The organism is Vibrio sp. S9_S30, assembly GCF_014694455.1.
Taxonomy (GTDB): domain Bacteria; phylum Pseudomonadota; class Gammaproteobacteria; order Enterobacterales; family Vibrionaceae; genus Vibrio.
Genome location: NZ_JAAUWT010000002.1, coordinates 338329 through 355561 on the forward strand (window position 1 = coordinate 338329; position 17233 = coordinate 355561).

17 protein-coding genes are annotated in these 17233 nt (G+C 46.5%); all 17 read left to right on the forward strand.

Features of this window, described 5'->3' with window-relative positions:
* Positions 1-22: 22 nt before the first annotated feature.
* The 17 genes from fliE to flhF all read left to right on the forward strand — a co-directional run bounded on the left by fliE (position 23) and on the right by flhF (position 17228).
* Positions 23-334 carry a flagellar hook-basal body complex protein FliE gene (fliE, locus tag HC752_RS03760; RefSeq protein ID WP_190333783.1) on the forward strand — a complete coding sequence of 104 codons (312 nt, stop codon included), beginning with the start codon at positions 23-25 and terminating at the stop codon, positions 332-334.
* Positions 335-349: 15 nt separating this feature from the next.
* On the forward strand, positions 350-2089 hold the full coding sequence (gene fliF / locus HC752_RS03765; protein ID WP_190333784.1) for a flagellar basal-body MS-ring/collar protein FliF: 1740 nt from the start codon (positions 350-352) through the stop codon (positions 2087-2089).
* Complete coding sequence (gene fliG, locus HC752_RS03770) at positions 2082-3134, forward strand: flagellar motor switch protein FliG (RefSeq protein WP_190333785.1); 1053 nt, start codon at positions 2082-2084, stop codon at positions 3132-3134. Before fliF ends, fliG begins: the two co-directional genes overlap by 8 nt.
* Before the next feature lie 54 nt (positions 3135-3188).
* On the forward strand, positions 3189-3989 hold the full coding sequence (gene fliH / locus HC752_RS03775; RefSeq protein ID WP_190333786.1) for a flagellar assembly protein FliH: 801 nt from the start codon (positions 3189-3191) through the stop codon (positions 3987-3989).
* Positions 3989-5311, forward strand: a complete 1323-nt coding sequence (gene fliI / locus HC752_RS03780) for a flagellar protein export ATPase FliI (protein WP_190333787.1) — start codon at positions 3989-3991, stop codon at positions 5309-5311. Before fliH ends, fliI begins: the two co-directional genes overlap by 1 nt.
* An 11-nt stretch (positions 5312-5322) precedes the next feature.
* Positions 5323-5766 carry a flagellar export protein FliJ gene (gene fliJ / locus HC752_RS03785; protein ID WP_190333788.1) on the forward strand — a complete coding sequence of 148 codons (444 nt, stop codon included), beginning with the start codon at positions 5323-5325 and terminating at the stop codon, positions 5764-5766.
* A 136-nt stretch (positions 5767-5902) separates the two neighbouring features.
* Complete coding sequence (locus HC752_RS03790; protein WP_190333789.1) at positions 5903-8017, forward strand: flagellar hook-length control protein FliK; 2115 nt, start codon at positions 5903-5905, stop codon at positions 8015-8017.
* 36 nt (positions 8018-8053) lie between these two features.
* On the forward strand, positions 8054-8548 hold the full coding sequence (fliL, locus tag HC752_RS03795) for a flagellar basal body-associated protein FliL (RefSeq protein WP_190333790.1): 495 nt from the start codon (positions 8054-8056) through the stop codon (positions 8546-8548).
* Between the two features lie 7 nt (positions 8549-8555).
* Positions 8556-9632: a flagellar motor switch protein FliM gene (gene fliM / locus HC752_RS03800; protein ID WP_190333791.1), complete on the forward strand. Its 1077-nt coding sequence runs from the start codon at positions 8556-8558 to the stop codon at positions 9630-9632.
* 10 nt (positions 9633-9642) lie between these two features.
* Positions 9643-10050 (forward strand): flagellar motor switch protein FliN, encoded by a 408-nt coding sequence (fliN, locus tag HC752_RS03805; protein ID WP_190333792.1) that lies wholly within the window; start codon positions 9643-9645, stop codon positions 10048-10050.
* A 2-nt stretch (positions 10051-10052) separates the two neighbouring features.
* Positions 10053-10442, forward strand: a complete 390-nt coding sequence (fliO, locus tag HC752_RS03810; protein WP_190333793.1) for a flagellar biosynthetic protein FliO — start codon at positions 10053-10055, stop codon at positions 10440-10442.
* Entirely contained in the window at positions 10429-11298 is an 870-nt protein-coding gene (gene fliP / locus HC752_RS03815) for a flagellar type III secretion system pore protein FliP (RefSeq protein ID WP_190333794.1), read from the forward strand. The genes fliO and fliP overlap by 14 nt, the downstream gene beginning before the upstream one ends.
* Before the next feature lie 12 nt (positions 11299-11310).
* Positions 11311-11580: a flagellar biosynthesis protein FliQ gene (gene fliQ, locus HC752_RS03820; protein ID WP_190333795.1), complete on the forward strand. Its 270-nt coding sequence runs from the start codon at positions 11311-11313 to the stop codon at positions 11578-11580.
* 8 nt (positions 11581-11588) lie between these two features.
* A complete protein-coding gene (gene fliR / locus HC752_RS03825; RefSeq protein ID WP_190333796.1) occupies positions 11589-12371 on the forward strand; it encodes a flagellar biosynthetic protein FliR in 783 nt (260 codons plus the stop codon).
* Between the two features lie 9 nt (positions 12372-12380).
* Positions 12381-13511 carry a flagellar biosynthesis protein FlhB gene (gene flhB / locus HC752_RS03830; protein WP_190333797.1) on the forward strand — a complete coding sequence of 377 codons (1131 nt, stop codon included), beginning with the start codon at positions 12381-12383 and terminating at the stop codon, positions 13509-13511.
* 119 nt (positions 13512-13630) lie between these two features.
* Complete coding sequence (gene flhA, locus HC752_RS03835) at positions 13631-15724, forward strand: flagellar biosynthesis protein FlhA (protein WP_190333798.1); 2094 nt, start codon at positions 13631-13633, stop codon at positions 15722-15724.
* 25 nt (positions 15725-15749) lie between these two features.
* A complete protein-coding gene (gene flhF / locus HC752_RS03840; RefSeq protein ID WP_190333799.1) occupies positions 15750-17228 on the forward strand; it encodes a flagellar biosynthesis protein FlhF in 1479 nt (492 codons plus the stop codon).
* The last annotated feature ends 5 nt before the right edge of the window (positions 17229-17233 follow it).

Sequence of the window (17233 nt, forward strand, 5' to 3'; positions counted from 1 at the left end):
ATATTGACGACAGAGGTGAGCGATGAAAATTGGTGGGATAAATCAGGAAATGCAAGCGATGATGCTTGAAGCGACAAACTCCACTAAACCCGCGACAGGACAGCAGGTTTCCTCTGATTTTGGTGCGCTATTAAACAATGCCATAAACAACGTTAATGCATTACAGAAGCAATCGGGTGAGTTAGCAACGCGCTTTGACCAAGGTGACCCGAACGTATCTTTGTCTGATGTGATGATTGCTCGAAACAAATCTAGTGTGGCTTTTGACGCGACGATTCAAGTAAGAAATAAACTGGTAGAAGCTTATAAAGAGCTGATGAACATGCCAGTCTAAAACAGGTAGTGACAAGTGGCTGAAGACAAATCAACAGATCTCGCGGTATCCGATGGCGGAGCAGTAGCCGTAGGAAGTGACCTGGATCACGAGAGTCAAAACCTAGACTTAGATGAGCAAAGCTCCTCAAAGTTTGATATGTCTATGGGTGATTTAGACTTATTGCGTCAAGTGGTTTTGGTTGTTGCTATTTCAATATGTGTGGCGCTTATCGTCATGGTTTTCTTTTGGGTGCGTGAACCTGAGCTACGCCCGCTAGGAACCTATGAGACAGGAGAGCTGATCCCCGTTCTTGACTACCTAGATCAACAGAAAATTGACTATAAGCTTGACGGCAATACCATTCGAGTTTCGGTGAGCGAATACAGCGATATCAAATTAAACATGACTCGTGCTGGTTTGAATCAACCGGACCCCGCGGGCGATGATATTCTTTTACAAGATATGGGCTTTGGCGTGTCTCAACGCCTTGAACAAGAGCGCTTAAAACTCAGCCGAGAAAGACAGTTAGGCAAAGCTATTGAACAGATGCGACAAGTGCGTAAAGCACAAGTCTTGCTTGCGCTACCTAAGCAAAGCGTTTTTGTTCGTCAAAATCAAGAGGCGTCAGCTACCGTATTTTTGACGCTTGGCTCCACGAATTCGTTGAAGCAAGAAGAAGTGGACTCTATTGTCGATATGGTGTCCAGTGCTGTACCGGGTATGAAGCCGACACGAGTAACCGTGACAGATCAACATGGTCGATTACTCAGTTCAGGGTCGCAAGACCCAATGGCCACGGCTCGCCGGAAAGAACAGGAACTAGAACGCAAGCAAGAACAAGCGCTGCGTGAAAAGATCGATTCTGTTCTCATTCCAATTCTGGGGCTCGGCAATTATACCGCTCAGGTAGACATTCAGCTCGATTTCAGTGCAGTGGAGCAAACTCGTAAGCGTTTTGATCCAAATACCCCTTCGACGCGCAGTGAATATACGGTAGAAGACTACAACAACGGAAATGTGGTTGCGGGCGTACCTGGCGCGCTTTCAAATCAACCACCCGCCGATGCGTCTATTCCCCAAGACGTCAAGCAGATGAAAGACGGCTCACTACTAGGTCAGGGCTCTGTTCGTAAAGAAGCGACTCGAAATTTTGAGTTGGATACCACCATTAGCCATGAGCGTCGACAAACGGGCGTCGTGAATCGTCAAACGGTGTCGGTGGCTATTCGGCATAAACCCATCGTGAATGCGGAAACGGGAGACGTCACTTACCAGCCGTTGGCGCAAGCAGAGATTGATGCGATTCGAAGTGTTCTTATTGGTGCTGTGGGATTCAACGAAACACGTGGTGACTTGTTGAATGTTCTAAGCGTCAAATTTGCAGAACCCGAAACCGAAATCATGGTGGATGTACCAATTTGGGATCACCCGAACTTTAACGATTGGATTCGTTGGTTAGCGAGTGCGCTGGTTATCATCGCCATCATTTTGATTTTGGTCCGCCCAGCGATGAAGAAGCTCATCAACCCTCATTCCGAAGAGGACGAGGATTCAGAATTTGGTGCCGATGGTCTTCCACTTTCAGCGGATGGCGATACGAGCTTAATTGGTAGCGATATTGATGCGGGTGATTCCTTCGAGTTTGGTTCAGGTATTGATTTGCCTAACCTGCATAAAGACGAAGATGTATTGAAAGCGGTACGAGCACTGGTTGCAAACGAACCAGAACTCGCGGCACAAGTAGTGAAGAATTGGGTATCAGCAGATGGCTAACGACGTTGCAACAAAAGAAGATGGCGGTGAAAAAGGACCAAGCATCGATATCGAATCGATTCCTGGAGAGGAACGTGCTGCGATATTGCTTTTGAGTCTAAATGAATCGGATGCCGCAGGCATAATTCGTCATCTAGAGCCTAAGCAGGTTCAAAGGGTGGGTAGCGCCATGGCGAGGGCAGCTGACCTCAACTCCGATAAAGTCAGTGTGGTACACCGAGCGTTTTTGGAAGACATCCAGAAATACACCAACATCGGTATGGGCAGTGAAGACTTTATGCGGAATGCCTTGGTCGCCGCTTTGGGTGAGGACAAGGCGAATAACTTAGTTGACCAAATCCTATTAGGTACGGGTTCGAAAGGCTTGGATTCTCTGAAATGGATGGACCCTCGCCAAGTTGCCAGCATTATTGTGAACGAGCACCCGCAAATTCAAACTATCGTTCTTTCTTATCTGGAAGCCGATCAATCGGCTGAAATCTTGTCACAATTTGCAGAACGTGATCGTCTCGACTTGGTTATGCGTATCGCCAACTTAGAAGAAGTTCAGCCGTCTGCATTGGCTGAGCTCAATGAAATTATGGAGAAACAGTTCGCAGGTCAAGCGGGTGCGCAAGCTGCGAAGATCGGTGGTACTAAGGCGGCTGCTGAAATCATGAACTTTATGGATAACAGCATGGAAGGCATCTTGATGGATCAAATCCGTGAGCAGGATGAAGATATGGCCACTCAGATTCAAGATCTGATGTTCGTATTCGAAAACCTGATGGAAGTGGACGACGCTGGTATTCAAAAATTGCTGCGTGATATTCCACAGGATGTTTTGCAACGAGCGCTCAAAGGAGCCGACGATGGTCTTCGCGAAAAAGTCTTCAAGAACATGTCGAAGCGTGCCGCAGAGATGATGCGAGACGACATGGAAGCAATGGCTCCAGTAAAAGTGTCCGATGTGGAAGCCGCTCAAAAAGAAATTCTGGCGATTGCTCGACGTCTTGCCGACAATGGCGAGCTTGTGTTGGGTGGTGGTGCAGACGAATTCCTATAATCCCATGCGCTCTATTGTTGAGCGCTGCCTGATCATTTCAAAATAGGTAATGTGATGTCATTAGAACGTAAACGTGGCTTTTTAAGACCGGATGAAGATGACATGGCTGACAAGGCTGAGGCATGGGGATTGCCTGACTATACAGGTGATGCGAATACTCACGCCAAAGATACTGCCTTTAACTACGACCCTTCTTGGGTACCAAAATTCGACATACCTGAAGCTGAAGAACCTGTTGCACTGACCGACGAACAAATAGAAGAAATCAAGCAAGCGGCTTATCAAGAAGGCTTAGCATCGGGTCAAGAGCAAGGGTATCAGGACGGGTTTGAAAAAGGTAAAGAAGAAGGGTTTACCGCTGGTCATCAAGAGGGCACAGAGCAAGGCAAGCAAGAAGGTCTTGAAGCGGGTCAAGCTTACATTGAAGAGCAAGTAAACCACTTTATGACGTTGGCTAATCAGTTTGCTCAACCGTTGGAATTGATGAATGCCCAAGTCGAAAAGCAATTGGTAGACATGGTTCTCACCTTGGTTAAAGAAGTGGTGCACGTAGAAGTGCAGATGAACCCACAAGTGATATTAGATACCGTCCGTCAAAGTGTGGAGGCTCTGCCCATAGCAGGTCATGCCATTACCATCAAGCTCAATCCCGATGATTTAGCCATTGTCTTGTCGTCTTACGGCGAAGAAGAACTCAATAATCGCAGTTGGACATTGTCGAGTGAGCCGTCTTTGAATCGAGGCGATGTGCATATCGCAGCCGGTGAGTCGAGTGTGAGTTTCAAAATGGAAGAGCGAATCCGTTCAGTCATTCAATCCTTCTGTGGTTCAAATCGGCACCAGGAGCAAGTGTGATGCTGGCTCTTGAAGAGAGACTGTCCAATTATAAAATCCAAGGCTTAACCACGAAGGCGATTGCGTCTGGTAAGTTAGTCCGTGTGGTTGGCTTAACGCTTGAGGCCACAGGATGTAAAGCTCCTATAGGCAGCCTTTGTAAAGTGGAAACACTCAGCGGAGAAATGGAAGCTGAAGTGGTCGGTTTCTCTGGCGAAAGCCTTTATTTAATGCCGAGCGAACAGATAACAGGGGTTCTCCCAGGAGCTAAAGTCACCCCCATCACAACGGACAGTGGTTTGTCGGTTGGAATGGAGTTACTAGGTCGAGTCATTGATGGGGTTGGAAATCCGCTGGATGGTCTTGGTGATATTTACACCGAGAAAAAAGCCTCATTCAATGGTCAGCCCATTAACCCGTTGGCGCGTAAGCCCATTTCCGAGCCGCTTGATGTGGGATTGAAAGCGGTAAACGGATTGTTGACGGTGGGAAAAGGTCAGCGTATTGGTCTCTTTGCAGGTTCCGGTGTGGGTAAATCGGTCACGCTCGGTATGATGACTCGGGGGACAACGGCTCAAGTCGTGGTTGTCGGGCTGATTGGTGAGCGTGGGCGAGAAGTGAAAGAGTTCATCGAGGAAATTTTAGGGAAAGAAGGTCGCCAACGCTCAGTCGTTGTTGCTGCGCCTGCTGATTCCTCGCCTTTGATGCGTTTAAAAGGTTGTCAGACAGCGCTGACCATTGCGGAGTATTTTCGTGATCAAGGATTAGATGTCCTCCTGCTAATGGATTCCTTAACTCGCTTTGCTCAAGCGCAACGTGAAATTGCCCTTTCGGTAGGAGAGCCACCAGCAACTAAAGGTTACCCACCATCGGTGTTTGCTAAATTGCCTGCACTGGTCGAGCGTGCGGGGAATGGTGATGACAATCAGGGGTCGATTACCGCCTTCTTTACCGTATTAACGGAAGGGGATGACTTGCAAGACCCTATTGCGGATGCCTCGCGGGCCATTTTAGATGGCCACATCGTACTGTCTCGTGAATTAGCGGATGCTGGTCATTATCCTGCAATTGATGTCGAGAGATCTGTTAGCCGCGTTATGCCTCAAATTACAACTGATGAGCACATGATGATGGCGAAAGCAGTACGTCAAGTGCTTTCAGTTTGCCGTAAAAACCAAGATCTTGTTTCTATTGGTGCATACAAGCCAGGGACAGACCCAGCAATTGATACCGCGTTTACTCTCAAACCCAAATTGGATGAGTACGCACAGCAAGGTATGGGAGAGGCGGTACCATATGAAATGTGCGTCAATATGCTTCGTAGTATATTGCAGCCATCTTAAGAGAGGGATAAGTGAATAATGCGCTAGAGTTTTTGTTAGAACAGGCGAAAAATAAAGAATCTCAAGCCGTATTAGTTCTCAATAAGTCGAGATCTGAGCTTGAAGATTACTATCGTCAAGTTGAGCAAATAGAAAAGTATCGATTGGATTACTGCAATCAATTGGTGGAGCGTGGGAAAAGTGGGCTCACTGCCAGTGAATATGGCCACCTAAATCGATTCTTAACGCAGTTGGATGAAACTTTAGCTAAACAAAAATCTGCTGAAGAGCACTTCATTTCACAGGTCAGCAACTGTGAAGAATATTGGCTGGAAACTCGCAAAACTCGTCGTTCTTATGAGTGGATGCTTGAGAAAAAAGCAAAGGAAAAGCGCATTCAGCAAGAAAAAGTTGAGCAAAGACAAATGGATGAGTTTTCCACTTTGCAGTTTTCTCGTAGGAAAAGTTCTTTTTAGTTCGATATATATTCAAATTGGCTCACTTTTTGCAATCTTTCCGACTATATAGACTGAATAGAATCGCCGAAAGTCGACTGTTAACCGAGATAGGTCAACAGATCCTAGAACGTACCAACGCTTTGAGAGTGTGTTTATGAGCCAAAATCCTCTGTCAGTGAACGAATCCGGAAGCAAGTCTTATTTGCTCGGAAAATCCAGTCAATCTACTGATTCTGCTGCAGAAAATGAGTCGGGTGGGTTTCTGGCTGCGCTAAAATCTGTCTTTTATTCTGAATCCGAACCTACAGAGTCAAGCAACAAGGTTAAAGTCGATGGCACCGAAGAGCCTAGCCTAAAAAAGGTTGCTGACGCTGCGGAAGGTGAGGACTCTGAATTACCAAAGATTGCCACTGCGGCAGCGTTGACAGACGAAGCGGGTGGTGACGAGTTTATCGATGAGATCCTCGCCAATTCCAACAAAAGCACGGACGTACTAGAAGAAGTAACACACGCTAAAAGACAAAACGTTGATCAAGCAATGACCGAGGGTAATGATTTGCTTGGTCGGTTAGACGATTCGAATAAAGTCTTAAAGACAAAAGACCGGTCAGACGGTACTGATCAAAATGAGCAGATTGACGCCAATGGCAACAAGTTGCCACAAGGATCAGCGAGTGTGGCGGGGGTAGCAGAATCAACATCAAAAGATAAGGCTGTTTCTGAACGGGCTATAGCCGATGCGAAATCCAAATACTTACAACAGCCTAATATTGACGCTTCTAACGGAGTAGACGCAGCCACTCTTGGCGCGGCATCAACAGAGCCGGGTCAGCTTTTATCTGATCCAATGACCGATGAAATAAGCCGTGATTTTGTTAAAGGGATGGTCGCTGTTTCTGGAGGTGCGATTGTTGCAAACCAAGGTCAAATCGCTCCAACACCAGCTGAAGAGGCTTCAAACGACTCTGTTGGAGTACAAGTTGGTGCAGAGTCACTGCAACAGAGTAGGCAAGTTGCAGTGGACCAAGACATCGCTGAACTGACTGCCGAAAATGCTCTGATGACGGAGACCAAAACAAGAACAGTTGTTGCTGATGATTCGGTTAGTCAAAACGGTGTGAAGTCTTCTACTCAAACCCCGAAAGATGCGCAAATTAACTGGGCAAATAATACGGTGACTCAGACACCTATTGATGTCGATACTGTGCGTGCGACAACGTTTTCGGATACCCCAAAGGTGGATCTGAAAGGGGCACAAGTGAGTGTTATGGAAGCAGGCGTGATCGCCAATCAAATACCGCTAGAGACATCGTTTGATGGACAACCTCCGGTTGCTTCTGAACAACTTCAAGGTCAGTACACAGAGCCTATGTGGACCGCGACATCAGCAGAGATGACCAAAGCAGAACTGCAAGCGGCGAAGGGGGCGATAGAAACGGCTAACAGCACCAAAATGGCAACCAATGCAGCGCTTGCTGCCCAGTTAGTTAACCCAACGTCGACCCCGTTACCGTTCGATAGAACAGCCGTCGCTTCAGCGACACAAGTTATGCCACAAGAAATCAGTCCCGCTGTGATAAATCAGCAAATGACAACGCAAAGTATGACGGCGGGAGCAGCAACTCAAACCAGTAATGCGGTTGCTGCTGTGGTTGGTAGTGCGGCAGCTTTAGGTGCAACTAAACTGGCTAAAGGCAATGAAAATAATCACGGTGAAAAAGCGGATTTCTCCCAACAACTCACTGGTGTCACATCGCAACAAGGATTGTCCAACGCACAGGCTAAGGTGGAGGGGCAAATCGCCGCTGCCATTCAGCAATCGCCGCTGCAACTTTCTCGAGATGGTGTGGCAGCTGGCGACCAGCTCGCTGAACGTGTACAAATGATGCTGTCGAAAAACCTCAAAAATATCGACATTCGATTGGATCCGCCCGAATTAGGGCGAATGCAGATTCGGATGACAATGAATAACGATATCGCATCGGTTCAGTTTACGGTTGCGAACCAGCAAACTCGAGACATCGTTGAACAAGCCATGCCCAGATTGAGAGAAATGCTGTCTCAACAAGGTTTACAGCTTGCAGATACGTCTGTTCAGCAGCAAAATGCAGGACAACAGCAGCAAAGTCAGTATGTTGCTGATCAAGGTTCCAGAAAAGGTAAAGATGGCGATGGCTTTAATAGCGAATTCGACTCAGAGGGTGACGAATCACTCGAAGTTAACCTTGATGTGAAACCAAACCGTGATGGAATCAGTTTTTACGCTTAACATTATAACTAAACCTTCTATTTAACCGAGACGCTTATGGCAGAAGAACAACAAGATGCGGAAGCACCCAAAGGAAAAAGCAAACTCCTGATCATCATCATTGCAGTGGTCGTTTTACTGGCGGGCGGTGGTGGTGCAGCATTTTTCTTAATGGGTTCTGATCCTGAGGAAAAAGAACCCGTAGCCGAAGAGGCAGCGGTACCGTTAAATGAACCCGCTTCCTATGTCAATATTCCAGAACCGTTTGTTTTTAACGTTACTGGAGATAAGAAAGACAGATTGGTGCAAATCAAGGTCCAAATTATGGTGAGAGGAAGCGAAAACGAGGGAATGGCGAAGCACCACATTCCTCTGATTGAAAGCACCCTTCTTTCAACGTTTGGTGTCGCAACCGCCGAGCAACTTCGTACACCGCTAGGTCGTGGGCAGTTGCGTGAACAGGCAACGGATGACATTAAAGCGGCCTTGAGTCAGCTAGTGGGACAGCCTGTGATTGAGAAAGTGCTGTTTACCGATTTTGTAATGCAATAGGTATCCTGTGACAGACTTATTAAGCCAAGATGAGATTGATGCGTTACTGCATGGTGTTGACGATGTAGATGACGGAGATGATGATCTTGATGCCGGTGGTGGGGCGCGCGATAACACTGCCGACTACGATTTCTCGTCTCAAGACAGAATTGTTCGTGGTCGAATGCCGACTTTGGAGCTCATCAATGAGCGCTTTGCTCGGCACCTGCGAATAAGTTTGTTTAACATGCTGCGGAAAACTGCAGAGGTATCGATCAACGGTGTGCAAATGGTGAAGTTTGGTGAATACCAAAACACCCTTTATGTACCGACTAGCTTGAACATGGTGCGTTTTAGACCACTCAAAGGCACGGCGCTCATCACTATGGAAGCGCGATTAGTCTTTATTTTGGTTGAAAACTTCTTTGGTGGTGATGGTCGCTTCCATGCCCGGATTGAAGGACGTGAGTTTACGCCCACTGAACGACGCATTATTCAGCTGCTTCTTAAAATTGTATTTGCGGATTATCAAGAAGCATGGTCACCGGTTATGGGCGTTGAATTTGAGTATTTGGATTCAGAAGTCAACCCAAGTATGGCGAATATCGTGAGCCCAACCGAAGTGATCGTCGTAAGCAGCTTCCATATTGAAGTGGATGGTGGCGGCGGTGATTTCCATGTGGTTATGCCTTATTCCATGGTTGAGCCGATCCGTGAGCTTCTAGATGCTGGTGTTCAGTCCGACAAGATGGAAACTGACGTACGTTGGAGCTCGGCGCTAAAAGAAGAAATTATGGACGTCCCGGTCAATTTCCGAGTGAATTTGTTGGAAAGAGATATTTCCCTTCGTGATTTGATGGAACTTAGACCGGGTGACATTATCCCTATTGAAATGCCTAAAAATGCAACGATGTTTGTGGAAGAACTGCCAACATACCGAGTTAAAATGGGGCGTTCAGGCGATAAGCTGGCTGTTCAGGTATCTGAGAAAATTAAGCGTCCAGATGTGGTCAAATCCGATTTGGTATTCCTTGGCAATGACATGGAATCGGAACTAGATAGTGGCGATGAGGTTGAAGAAATCTCGCCAGAAATAAATGAGTAGGTGATTGAGTATGGATCCAAACGAAGATCAAAAACTGGCAGATGAATGGGCCGCTGCATTAGGTGAAGACCCGTTAGCATCTGGTGGCGGTGATGATGTTGAAGCGGCTCCCCTTGAAGAACTGTCCAATGAGCCAGCTCCGATTTCTGAAGATGAGCGTCGTAAACTCGACACCATCATGGATATTCCTGTCACAATTTCGATGGAAGTTGGGCGCTCACAAATCAGCATTCGTAATTTATTGCAACTTAACCAAGGGTCGGTTGTTGAGCTAGACCGAGTGGCTGGTGAGTCACTGGATGTGTTGGTTAATGGAACATTAATCGCACACGGTGAGGTCGTTGTAGTCAACGATAAGTTTGGTATTCGTCTCACCGACGTTATTAGCCAAACTGAACGCATTAAGAAACTCCGGTAGCCATGAAAAAATTCTTTGGTTGGTGGTTGTTCCTGCCTGCCCCTGCATTGGCTTCCACCTCCAGTGCTGGGCAGTTAGATATGGCAGCGACACTCGGTTCTTTGCTGTTTGTTATTGCCATTATTTTTATATTGGCATGGGCGCTAAAGCGAATGCGGTTGCCTAGTATGATGGGACACGACGGGCTAAGAATCGTTCGTCAGCTACCTGTTGGGACCAAAGAACGGCTTGTGATTGTGCAGGCTGGAGAAGAGCAGTTTTTAGTGGGCATCACCGCCCACTCGATTAATTTGGTTTCTAAACTGGACAAGCCTGTCGAAGACGCACAACCCGTGTCGGCACCCTTCGCCCAACAACTTAGTCAGTTATTGAAAAAAGATGAAAAAAAATAATTTTATCGCTGCCTTACTGGCAGCGTTTCTGCTTTTAAGTCTTTCAACCTCGGTTGTAGCGCAAGAAGAATTAGCAAGCTCGATTCCCACTAATGCGGTGGGTGCGCAAAGTCTAACAGTAGCAGAATCACAAAGTGCGACAGGGTCTTCAAGTGCGTTTATCTCTGGTGGGGCACCTGGAAGTGGTATTCCAGCAATAACGGTTACCACGAATCCTGATGGCACTGAAGATTACTCAATCAACTTACAAGTTTTGGCCTTAATGACATTGTTGGGCTTTTTGCCCGCAATGGTGATTTTGATGACATCATTTACCCGTATTGTCGTGGTGATGTCGATATTGCGTCAAGCGATGGGTTTGCAACAAACGCCGTCTAATCAGGTGATCATTGGTATAGCCATTTTCTTAACCTTCTTCATCATGTCCCCTGTCATAGATCGAGTCAATCAAGAGGCCATTCAGCCATACATCAATGAACAAATAACCGCTCGTGATGCGTTTACCTTGGCGCAAATACCTATGAAGGACTTTATGCTCAAGCAAACACGCGTTAAAGATTTGGAAACGTTCGTGAATATTTCAGGTGCTCAGGTCAATAACCCAGAAGATGTGCCAATGAGCATCTTGATTCCTGCATTTATTACGTCGGAGTTGAAGACCGCGTTTCAGATTGGTTTTATGCTCTTTTTGCCATTTTTGGTTATCGACTTAGTGGTTGCCTCGGTATTAATGGCCATGGGTATGATGATGCTTTCTCCTATGATCGTTTCTTTGCCCTTTAAACTTATGTTGTTTGTACTGGTTGATGGTTGGAACCTCATATTGTCTACCTTAGCTGGCAGCTTTGCGATATAGGGAAGGGAAAGCATGACTCCTGAAATGTTCGTTGACCTTTTTCGAGAATCACTTTGGTTGGTTTTGATATTGGTGTGCGCGATAATTATTCCCAGCCTTATCATTGGTTTGGTTGTTGCCATTTTCCAGGCAGCGACATCCATCAACGAACAAACATTGAGTTTTCTTCCAAGGTTGGTCGTCACGCTTTTGGCTTTGATGTTATTTGGGCATTGGATGACCCGTATGCTGATGGAGTTTTTTTTCGGGTTGATTGAACGCATGCCAACTGTTCTGCATTAGAGGTTGGTATGGAGTTTTCTGCAGACATCATTCTGGACTGGATAGCAAACTACTTCTGGCCTTATAGCCGGATTTCTGCCATGTTAATGGTGATGACGGTTACAGGAGCAAGGTTTGTCTCTACCCGTATTCGACTGTATTTAGGTTTAGCCATTACGTTTGCAGTCATGCCTGCTATACCGGCGGTGCCTGAAGACATTGAGCTATTGTCGTTTCAAGGCTTTCTAACAACGTTTGAGCAACTGGTGATTGGTATTGCGATGGGGACCGTCACCCAGTTTATGCTGCAAGCGTTTGTCGTGTTGGGTCAAATCCTAGGCATGCAATCCAGCTTGGGTTTTGCATCTATGGTGGATCCAGCGAATGGACAAAACACCCCTTTGCTTGGTCAGCTATTTATGTTTCTAGCGACCATGTTCTTCTTATCGACCGATGGTCACTTACAAATGATCCAATTGGTTGTCATGAGCTTTACGGCTTTACCTATCGGGCAAGGTGCGCTGAATTCGGTTGACTATCGGGAGCTCGCCTTGTGGTTTGGTACTATGTTTAAAATGGCACTCAGTATGTCGCTGTCTGGCATCATCGCTTTGCTTACCATTAATCTGTCGTTCGGGGTAATGACAAGAGCCGCACCCCAGTTGAACATTTTCTCACTCGGATTTGCGTTTGCTTTGTTGGTGGGTTTACTGATTTGTTGGTACATCATCGCTGGGCTGTATACCCACTATGATCTGATTTGGCTCGAAGGGCGAGGGCAAATATGCCGCCTTATTGACATGAATTGTTAGGAGGTTGATTTGGCAGAATCAGACGGTCAGGAACGCACAGAAGACGCCACGCCCAAGCGGCTAAAACAGGCAAGAGATAAGGGCCAAGTAGCCCGCTCTAAGGAATTGGCTTCCGTGTCGGTTTTAGTGATTGGGTCCGTGGCATTAATGTGGTTTGGTGAATCCCTCTCAAGAGGGCTGTTCACGGTAATGTCACGTTTGTTTTCCCTGAGCAGGGAAGAAATCTACGACTTTGGTAAGCTTATTGAGATAATTTTCGGTGCCTTGGTCTATCTGATACTTCCGCTTCTGCTGATTTTGATCACTATTTTCGTTGCTGCATTAGCGGGAGCCGCTGGCGTAGGTGGGATCAGTTTCTCTGTCGAAGCTGCAATGCCAAAAGCCTCAAAAATGAACCCACTTAGCGGTCTAAAACGAATGGTGGGTATGCAGAGTTGGGTTGAGTTGATTAAATCAATCTTGAAGGTGTTACTGGTCGCTGGCGTAGCGTTTTATCTGATACAGGCGTCTCGTCAGGATTTGTTTCAACTCAGTTTAGATTTATATCCAGCGAATATTTTTCATGCTTTGGATATCCTGCTTAATTTCACCTTACTTATCAGTTGTTCTCTGCTGGTCGTTGTTGCTATCGATATTCCTTTCCAGATTTGGCAGCATGCCAATCAGTTAAAAATGACCAAACAGGAATTGAAAGACGAATTCAAAGAGACAGAGGGTAAGCCTGAGGTGAAAGGCCGCATTAGAATGCTTCAGCGCGAAATGGCACAGCGACGGATGATGGCAGATGTTCCACAGGCTGACGTGATTATTACCAACCCAGAGCACTTCTCTGTCGCGCTTCGCTACAATCAAAAAACCGACAAAGCGCCCGTTGTGGTAGCAAAAGGTACCGATCATATTGCGTTGAAAATTCGGGAAATCGCTCTGGAGCACGATATTTACGTGGTACCCGCCCCCCCCCTTGCTCGTGCCCTTTATCATTCCACCGAGCTAGAACAACAAATTCCTGACGGTTTATTTACTGCGGTGGCTCAAGTACTGGCGTATGTCTTCCAGTTGAAGCAGTTCCGAAAACGAGGTGGAGAGCGCCCGACGCTGCAAGAAAGGAATATGCCGATACCACCAGACTTAAGGCATTGATAATCCAAAACTCTTATTACCCATTTACCAGACAATTTTTTGACTATTCAAATGGACTGAAATTTGCATAGTAGCCTTCACCTTGCGTTTTAACTTATAGATCGTCTATTTAGCTTCTTATGAAATTGAACCTGCCATTTGCAGAAAAACTGCCCAAAATGCCTAATCGGGCAATGCCCGCAATAGGGGCGCCGGTATTGGTCCTTGCGACACTTGCAATGATCGTATTGCCCATGCCTCCGTTTCTGCTGGATCTAATGTTCACGTTCAATATTGCTCTGGCAATGGTTGTTTTGTTAGTTACGGTATACACGCGTCGTCCGCTTGATTTTGCAGCGTTTCCAACGGTATTGCTGGTCGCCACTTTAATGAGGCTCGCGCTCAATGTGGCGTCCACACGTGTTGTCTTGCTTTATGGTCATGAAGGACCGGGTGCGGCGGGTAGCGTCATTGAAGCCTTTGGTAACGTTGTTATCGGTGGTAACTACGCCGTAGGCTTGGTTGTCTTCCTTATCTTGATGATCATCAACTTCATGGTTGTCACCAAGGGTGCAGGGCGAATTTCTGAAGTCAGTGCGCGATTCACTCTCGATGCGTTACCCGGTAAGCAGATGGCGATTGATGCCGATTTGAATGCGGGTCTTATCGATCAGGAACAAGCCAGAACCCGACGCTTTGAAGTCACTAAAGAAGCGGACTTTTATGGTTCGATGGACGGTGCATCAAAATTTGTAAAAGGGGATGCCATTGCGGGTATTTTAATCCTGTTTATTAACATAATCGGTGGGCTATCCATCGGTATGGTCCAACATGACGTGAATTTTGGCGATGCGGTTCAAATATACACCCTGCTAACCATCGGTGATGGCTTGGTTGCTCAGCTCCCGTCACTCTTGCTTTCGATTGGCGCGGCGATCATGGTGACTCGCCAAAATACTGACGAAGATATGGGGCAACAAATGGTGTTCCAGATGTTCGATAACCCTAAAGCACTCATGATTACTGCGGGTATTTTAGGGGTGATGGGCATTGTGCCTGGAATGCCGCATTTTGCTTTTCTATTATTGGCGATCATTGCAGGCGGTGGTGCTTACTACATTAGGAAAAAACAAAAAGAAGAAACGGATCAACCGAAAATGCCAGTTAAACAAGAGGTTGAATCTGCTTCTCAGAAAGAACTGTCGTGGGACGATGTTCAGCCTGTGGACGTGATTGGTTTAGAAGTCGGCTATCGCTTGATTCCACTGGTTGATAGAGATCAAGGTGGGGAACTGCTTGAGCGTGTGAAAGGTGTCCGGAAAAAGCTTTCACAAGATTTTGGTTTCCTCATACCTGCTGTTCATATTCGCGATAATCTCGAACTTTCACCGAACAGCTACCGCATTACGTTAATGGGTGTTGCGGTTGGGGAAGCTGAAATTCGTGCTGATCAAGAATTGGCGATCAACCCCGGTCAAGTTTATGGCGTGGTAGAAGGGGAAGCGACCATGGACCCAGCATTTGGTTTGGAAGCCGTGTGGGTCAAAGACGATCAGAAAGAAACTGCTCAGGCTCTGGGTTACACCGTCGTTGATTCTTCGACAGTGCTTGCAACGCACTTAAGCCAATTACTCACAAACAATGCGTCGCAGCTTATTGGGCATGAAGAAGTTCAAAACCTATTGGAAATGCTGGGAAGAAATGCACCGAAATTGGTTGAGAACTTTGTACCGGATCAGCTTCAACTGGGTGTGGTTGTTAAAGTTTTGCAGAACTTGCTCAATGAAGCGATCCCTATTCGAGATATTCGTACCATTGTTCAAACTCTGTCCGAGTATTCATCAAAGAGTCAAGAACCCGACATACTCACAGCAGCAGTTCGAATTTCGTTAAAACGATTAATCGTACAAGAAATCAATGGGATAGAGCCTGAATTGCCTGTGATTACATTAATACCTGAGTTGGAACAAATATTGCATCAAACTATGCAGGCGTCAGGTGGAGAGTCTGCAGGGATTGAGCCGGGGTTAGCCGAAAGGCTGCAATCCTCATTAAGCCAAGCCACACATGACCAAGAGCTCAAAGGTGAGCCAGCAGTATTACTGACTTCAGGTGTATTAAGAACAACACTCGCCAAATTTGTGAAGAACACCATCCCGAACTTAAGAGTGCTTTCCTACCAGGAAATACCGGATGAAAAGCAAATTAGAATTGTTCAGGCTGTCGGAAACTAAACATTGTTAGATTTGGAAAGCGATTTTGAAAATTAAACGATTTTTTGCCAAAGATATGCGCGGTGCGCTGCTTCAAGTGAAAGAAGAGCTTGGATCTGATGCCGTGATCATGTCGAACAAGCGAGTGACTGGCGGTGTCGAAATTGTTGCGGCGATCGACAGTGACAGTGCGGCAAAAAATGGAAACAGAAGTTCTAGCGTTTCTCGTACCCCAAGCGATTATTCTCAGATGACGTCAACGAGACGAGAGCTAAAAGAAGATCGAGTTAGCCTAGGTGAAGGCAGAGGATCCATGACTCGCCGCTTCGCCAATATGCTAAAGCAATACAGCCAAGAAGCGGACTCAGAGACAAGTACAGAAGCCGATTCATTGGAAGCGCTGCTAAAGCGCCAATCTTCAAACCGAGATTCTGGTTACGATCGCCGTCGTTCTTCCGTTCAAGGTACGTCTGGTCGCTCACTTGCTGAAGAGTCAGGGTTGTCTCGAATACTCAAGGAAGACTCTTTCGCAGAGAGGCGTGGACCAAAGTTAGATCCGACTCGCTACGACAAAGGCGAACGAGATACGCGAGATAATGGAAACCAAGAAGAACTGGAAAACATGCGTGAAGAAATGACCTCTATTCGTCGTCTTCTTGAGCATCAAGTATCGGGTTTAATGTGGCAAGAAGTTGAACGTCGTGAGCCTCTTAGAGCGATGTTAATTAAGCGATTGGAACGAATGGGGGTTTCTCAAGAACTGGCAGACCAAATGGCATGCTACATCCCAGAAGAGACCCCCCCAGTACATGCTTGGAAAGCATTGTTAGGTCTCATTTCAGATCAAGTAGCCATACCCCGCGAAGACATTCTAAAGCGTGGTGGTGTCGTTGCATTACTGGGTCCCACTGGTGTGGGGAAAACAACAACGGTAGCAAAACTGGCAGCTCGAGCGGCTATGGAGTACGGCGCGGATAACGTCGCATTAGTGACAACGGATACCTATCGTATCGGCGCACACGAACAACTGTCAATTTATGGTCGAATTATGGGCTGTCCGGTAAGAGTTGCTAAAGATTCTGAACAACTTGCCGAAGTCATATATCAGCTTAGAAATCGAAGACTTATCTTAATTGATACAGCTGGAATGGGTCAGAGAGACGTACGACTTTCCGAACAGCTAGACACACTAATGCAGGAAAGCGGTGAAGTCATTAACAGCTACCTCGTCTTACCAACTACAGCACAGCGACAAGTGCTGCAAGAAACGATAGACCATTTTAAACGGATTCCTCTTTCTGGTTGCATTTTGACTAAGTTAGATGAATCTCTGAGCTTAGGAGAGGTTATCAGCGTGGTTATTCAAAATGCCATCCCTGTGGCTTACATTGCCAATGGACAACGGGTGCCAGAGGATATAGTGATAGCTCAACCTAAGTATATGCTTGCAAAAGCAAATGAGTTGCTAGAGAAGTCAGCGGAAGATGAACCTCACTATTGGAATAGTGAATCGGAAGGACTTTAAGCGGC

Excerpts from the sequence above, each read along its gene's own strand:
- fliE (WP_190333783.1), top strand. The coding sequence starts at position 23 with ATGAAAATTGGTGGGATAAATCAGGAAATGCAAGCGATGATGCTTGAA.
- fliG (WP_190333785.1), top strand. The coding sequence starts at position 2,082 with ATGGCTAACGACGTTGCAACAAAAGAAGATGGCGGTGAAAAAGGACCA.
- fliH (WP_190333786.1), top strand. The coding sequence starts at position 3,189 with ATGTCATTAGAACGTAAACGTGGCTTTTTAAGACCGGATGAAGATGAC.
- fliI (WP_190333787.1), top strand. The coding sequence starts at position 3,989 with ATGCTGGCTCTTGAAGAGAGACTGTCCAATTATAAAATCCAAGGCTTA.
- HC752_RS03790 (WP_190333789.1), top strand. The coding sequence starts at position 5,903 with ATGAGCCAAAATCCTCTGTCAGTGAACGAATCCGGAAGCAAGTCTTAT.
- fliL (WP_190333790.1), top strand. The coding sequence starts at position 8,054 with ATGGCAGAAGAACAACAAGATGCGGAAGCACCCAAAGGAAAAAGCAAA.
- fliN (WP_190333792.1), top strand. The coding sequence starts at position 9,643 with ATGGATCCAAACGAAGATCAAAAACTGGCAGATGAATGGGCCGCTGCA.
- fliO (WP_190333793.1), top strand. The coding sequence starts at position 10,053 with ATGAAAAAATTCTTTGGTTGGTGGTTGTTCCTGCCTGCCCCTGCATTG.
- fliP (WP_190333794.1), top strand. The coding sequence starts at position 10,429 with ATGAAAAAAAATAATTTTATCGCTGCCTTACTGGCAGCGTTTCTGCTT.
- fliQ (WP_190333795.1), top strand. The coding sequence starts at position 11,311 with ATGACTCCTGAAATGTTCGTTGACCTTTTTCGAGAATCACTTTGGTTG.
- fliR (WP_190333796.1), top strand. The coding sequence starts at position 11,589 with ATGGAGTTTTCTGCAGACATCATTCTGGACTGGATAGCAAACTACTTC.
- flhA (WP_190333798.1), top strand. The coding sequence starts at position 13,631 with ATGAAATTGAACCTGCCATTTGCAGAAAAACTGCCCAAAATGCCTAAT.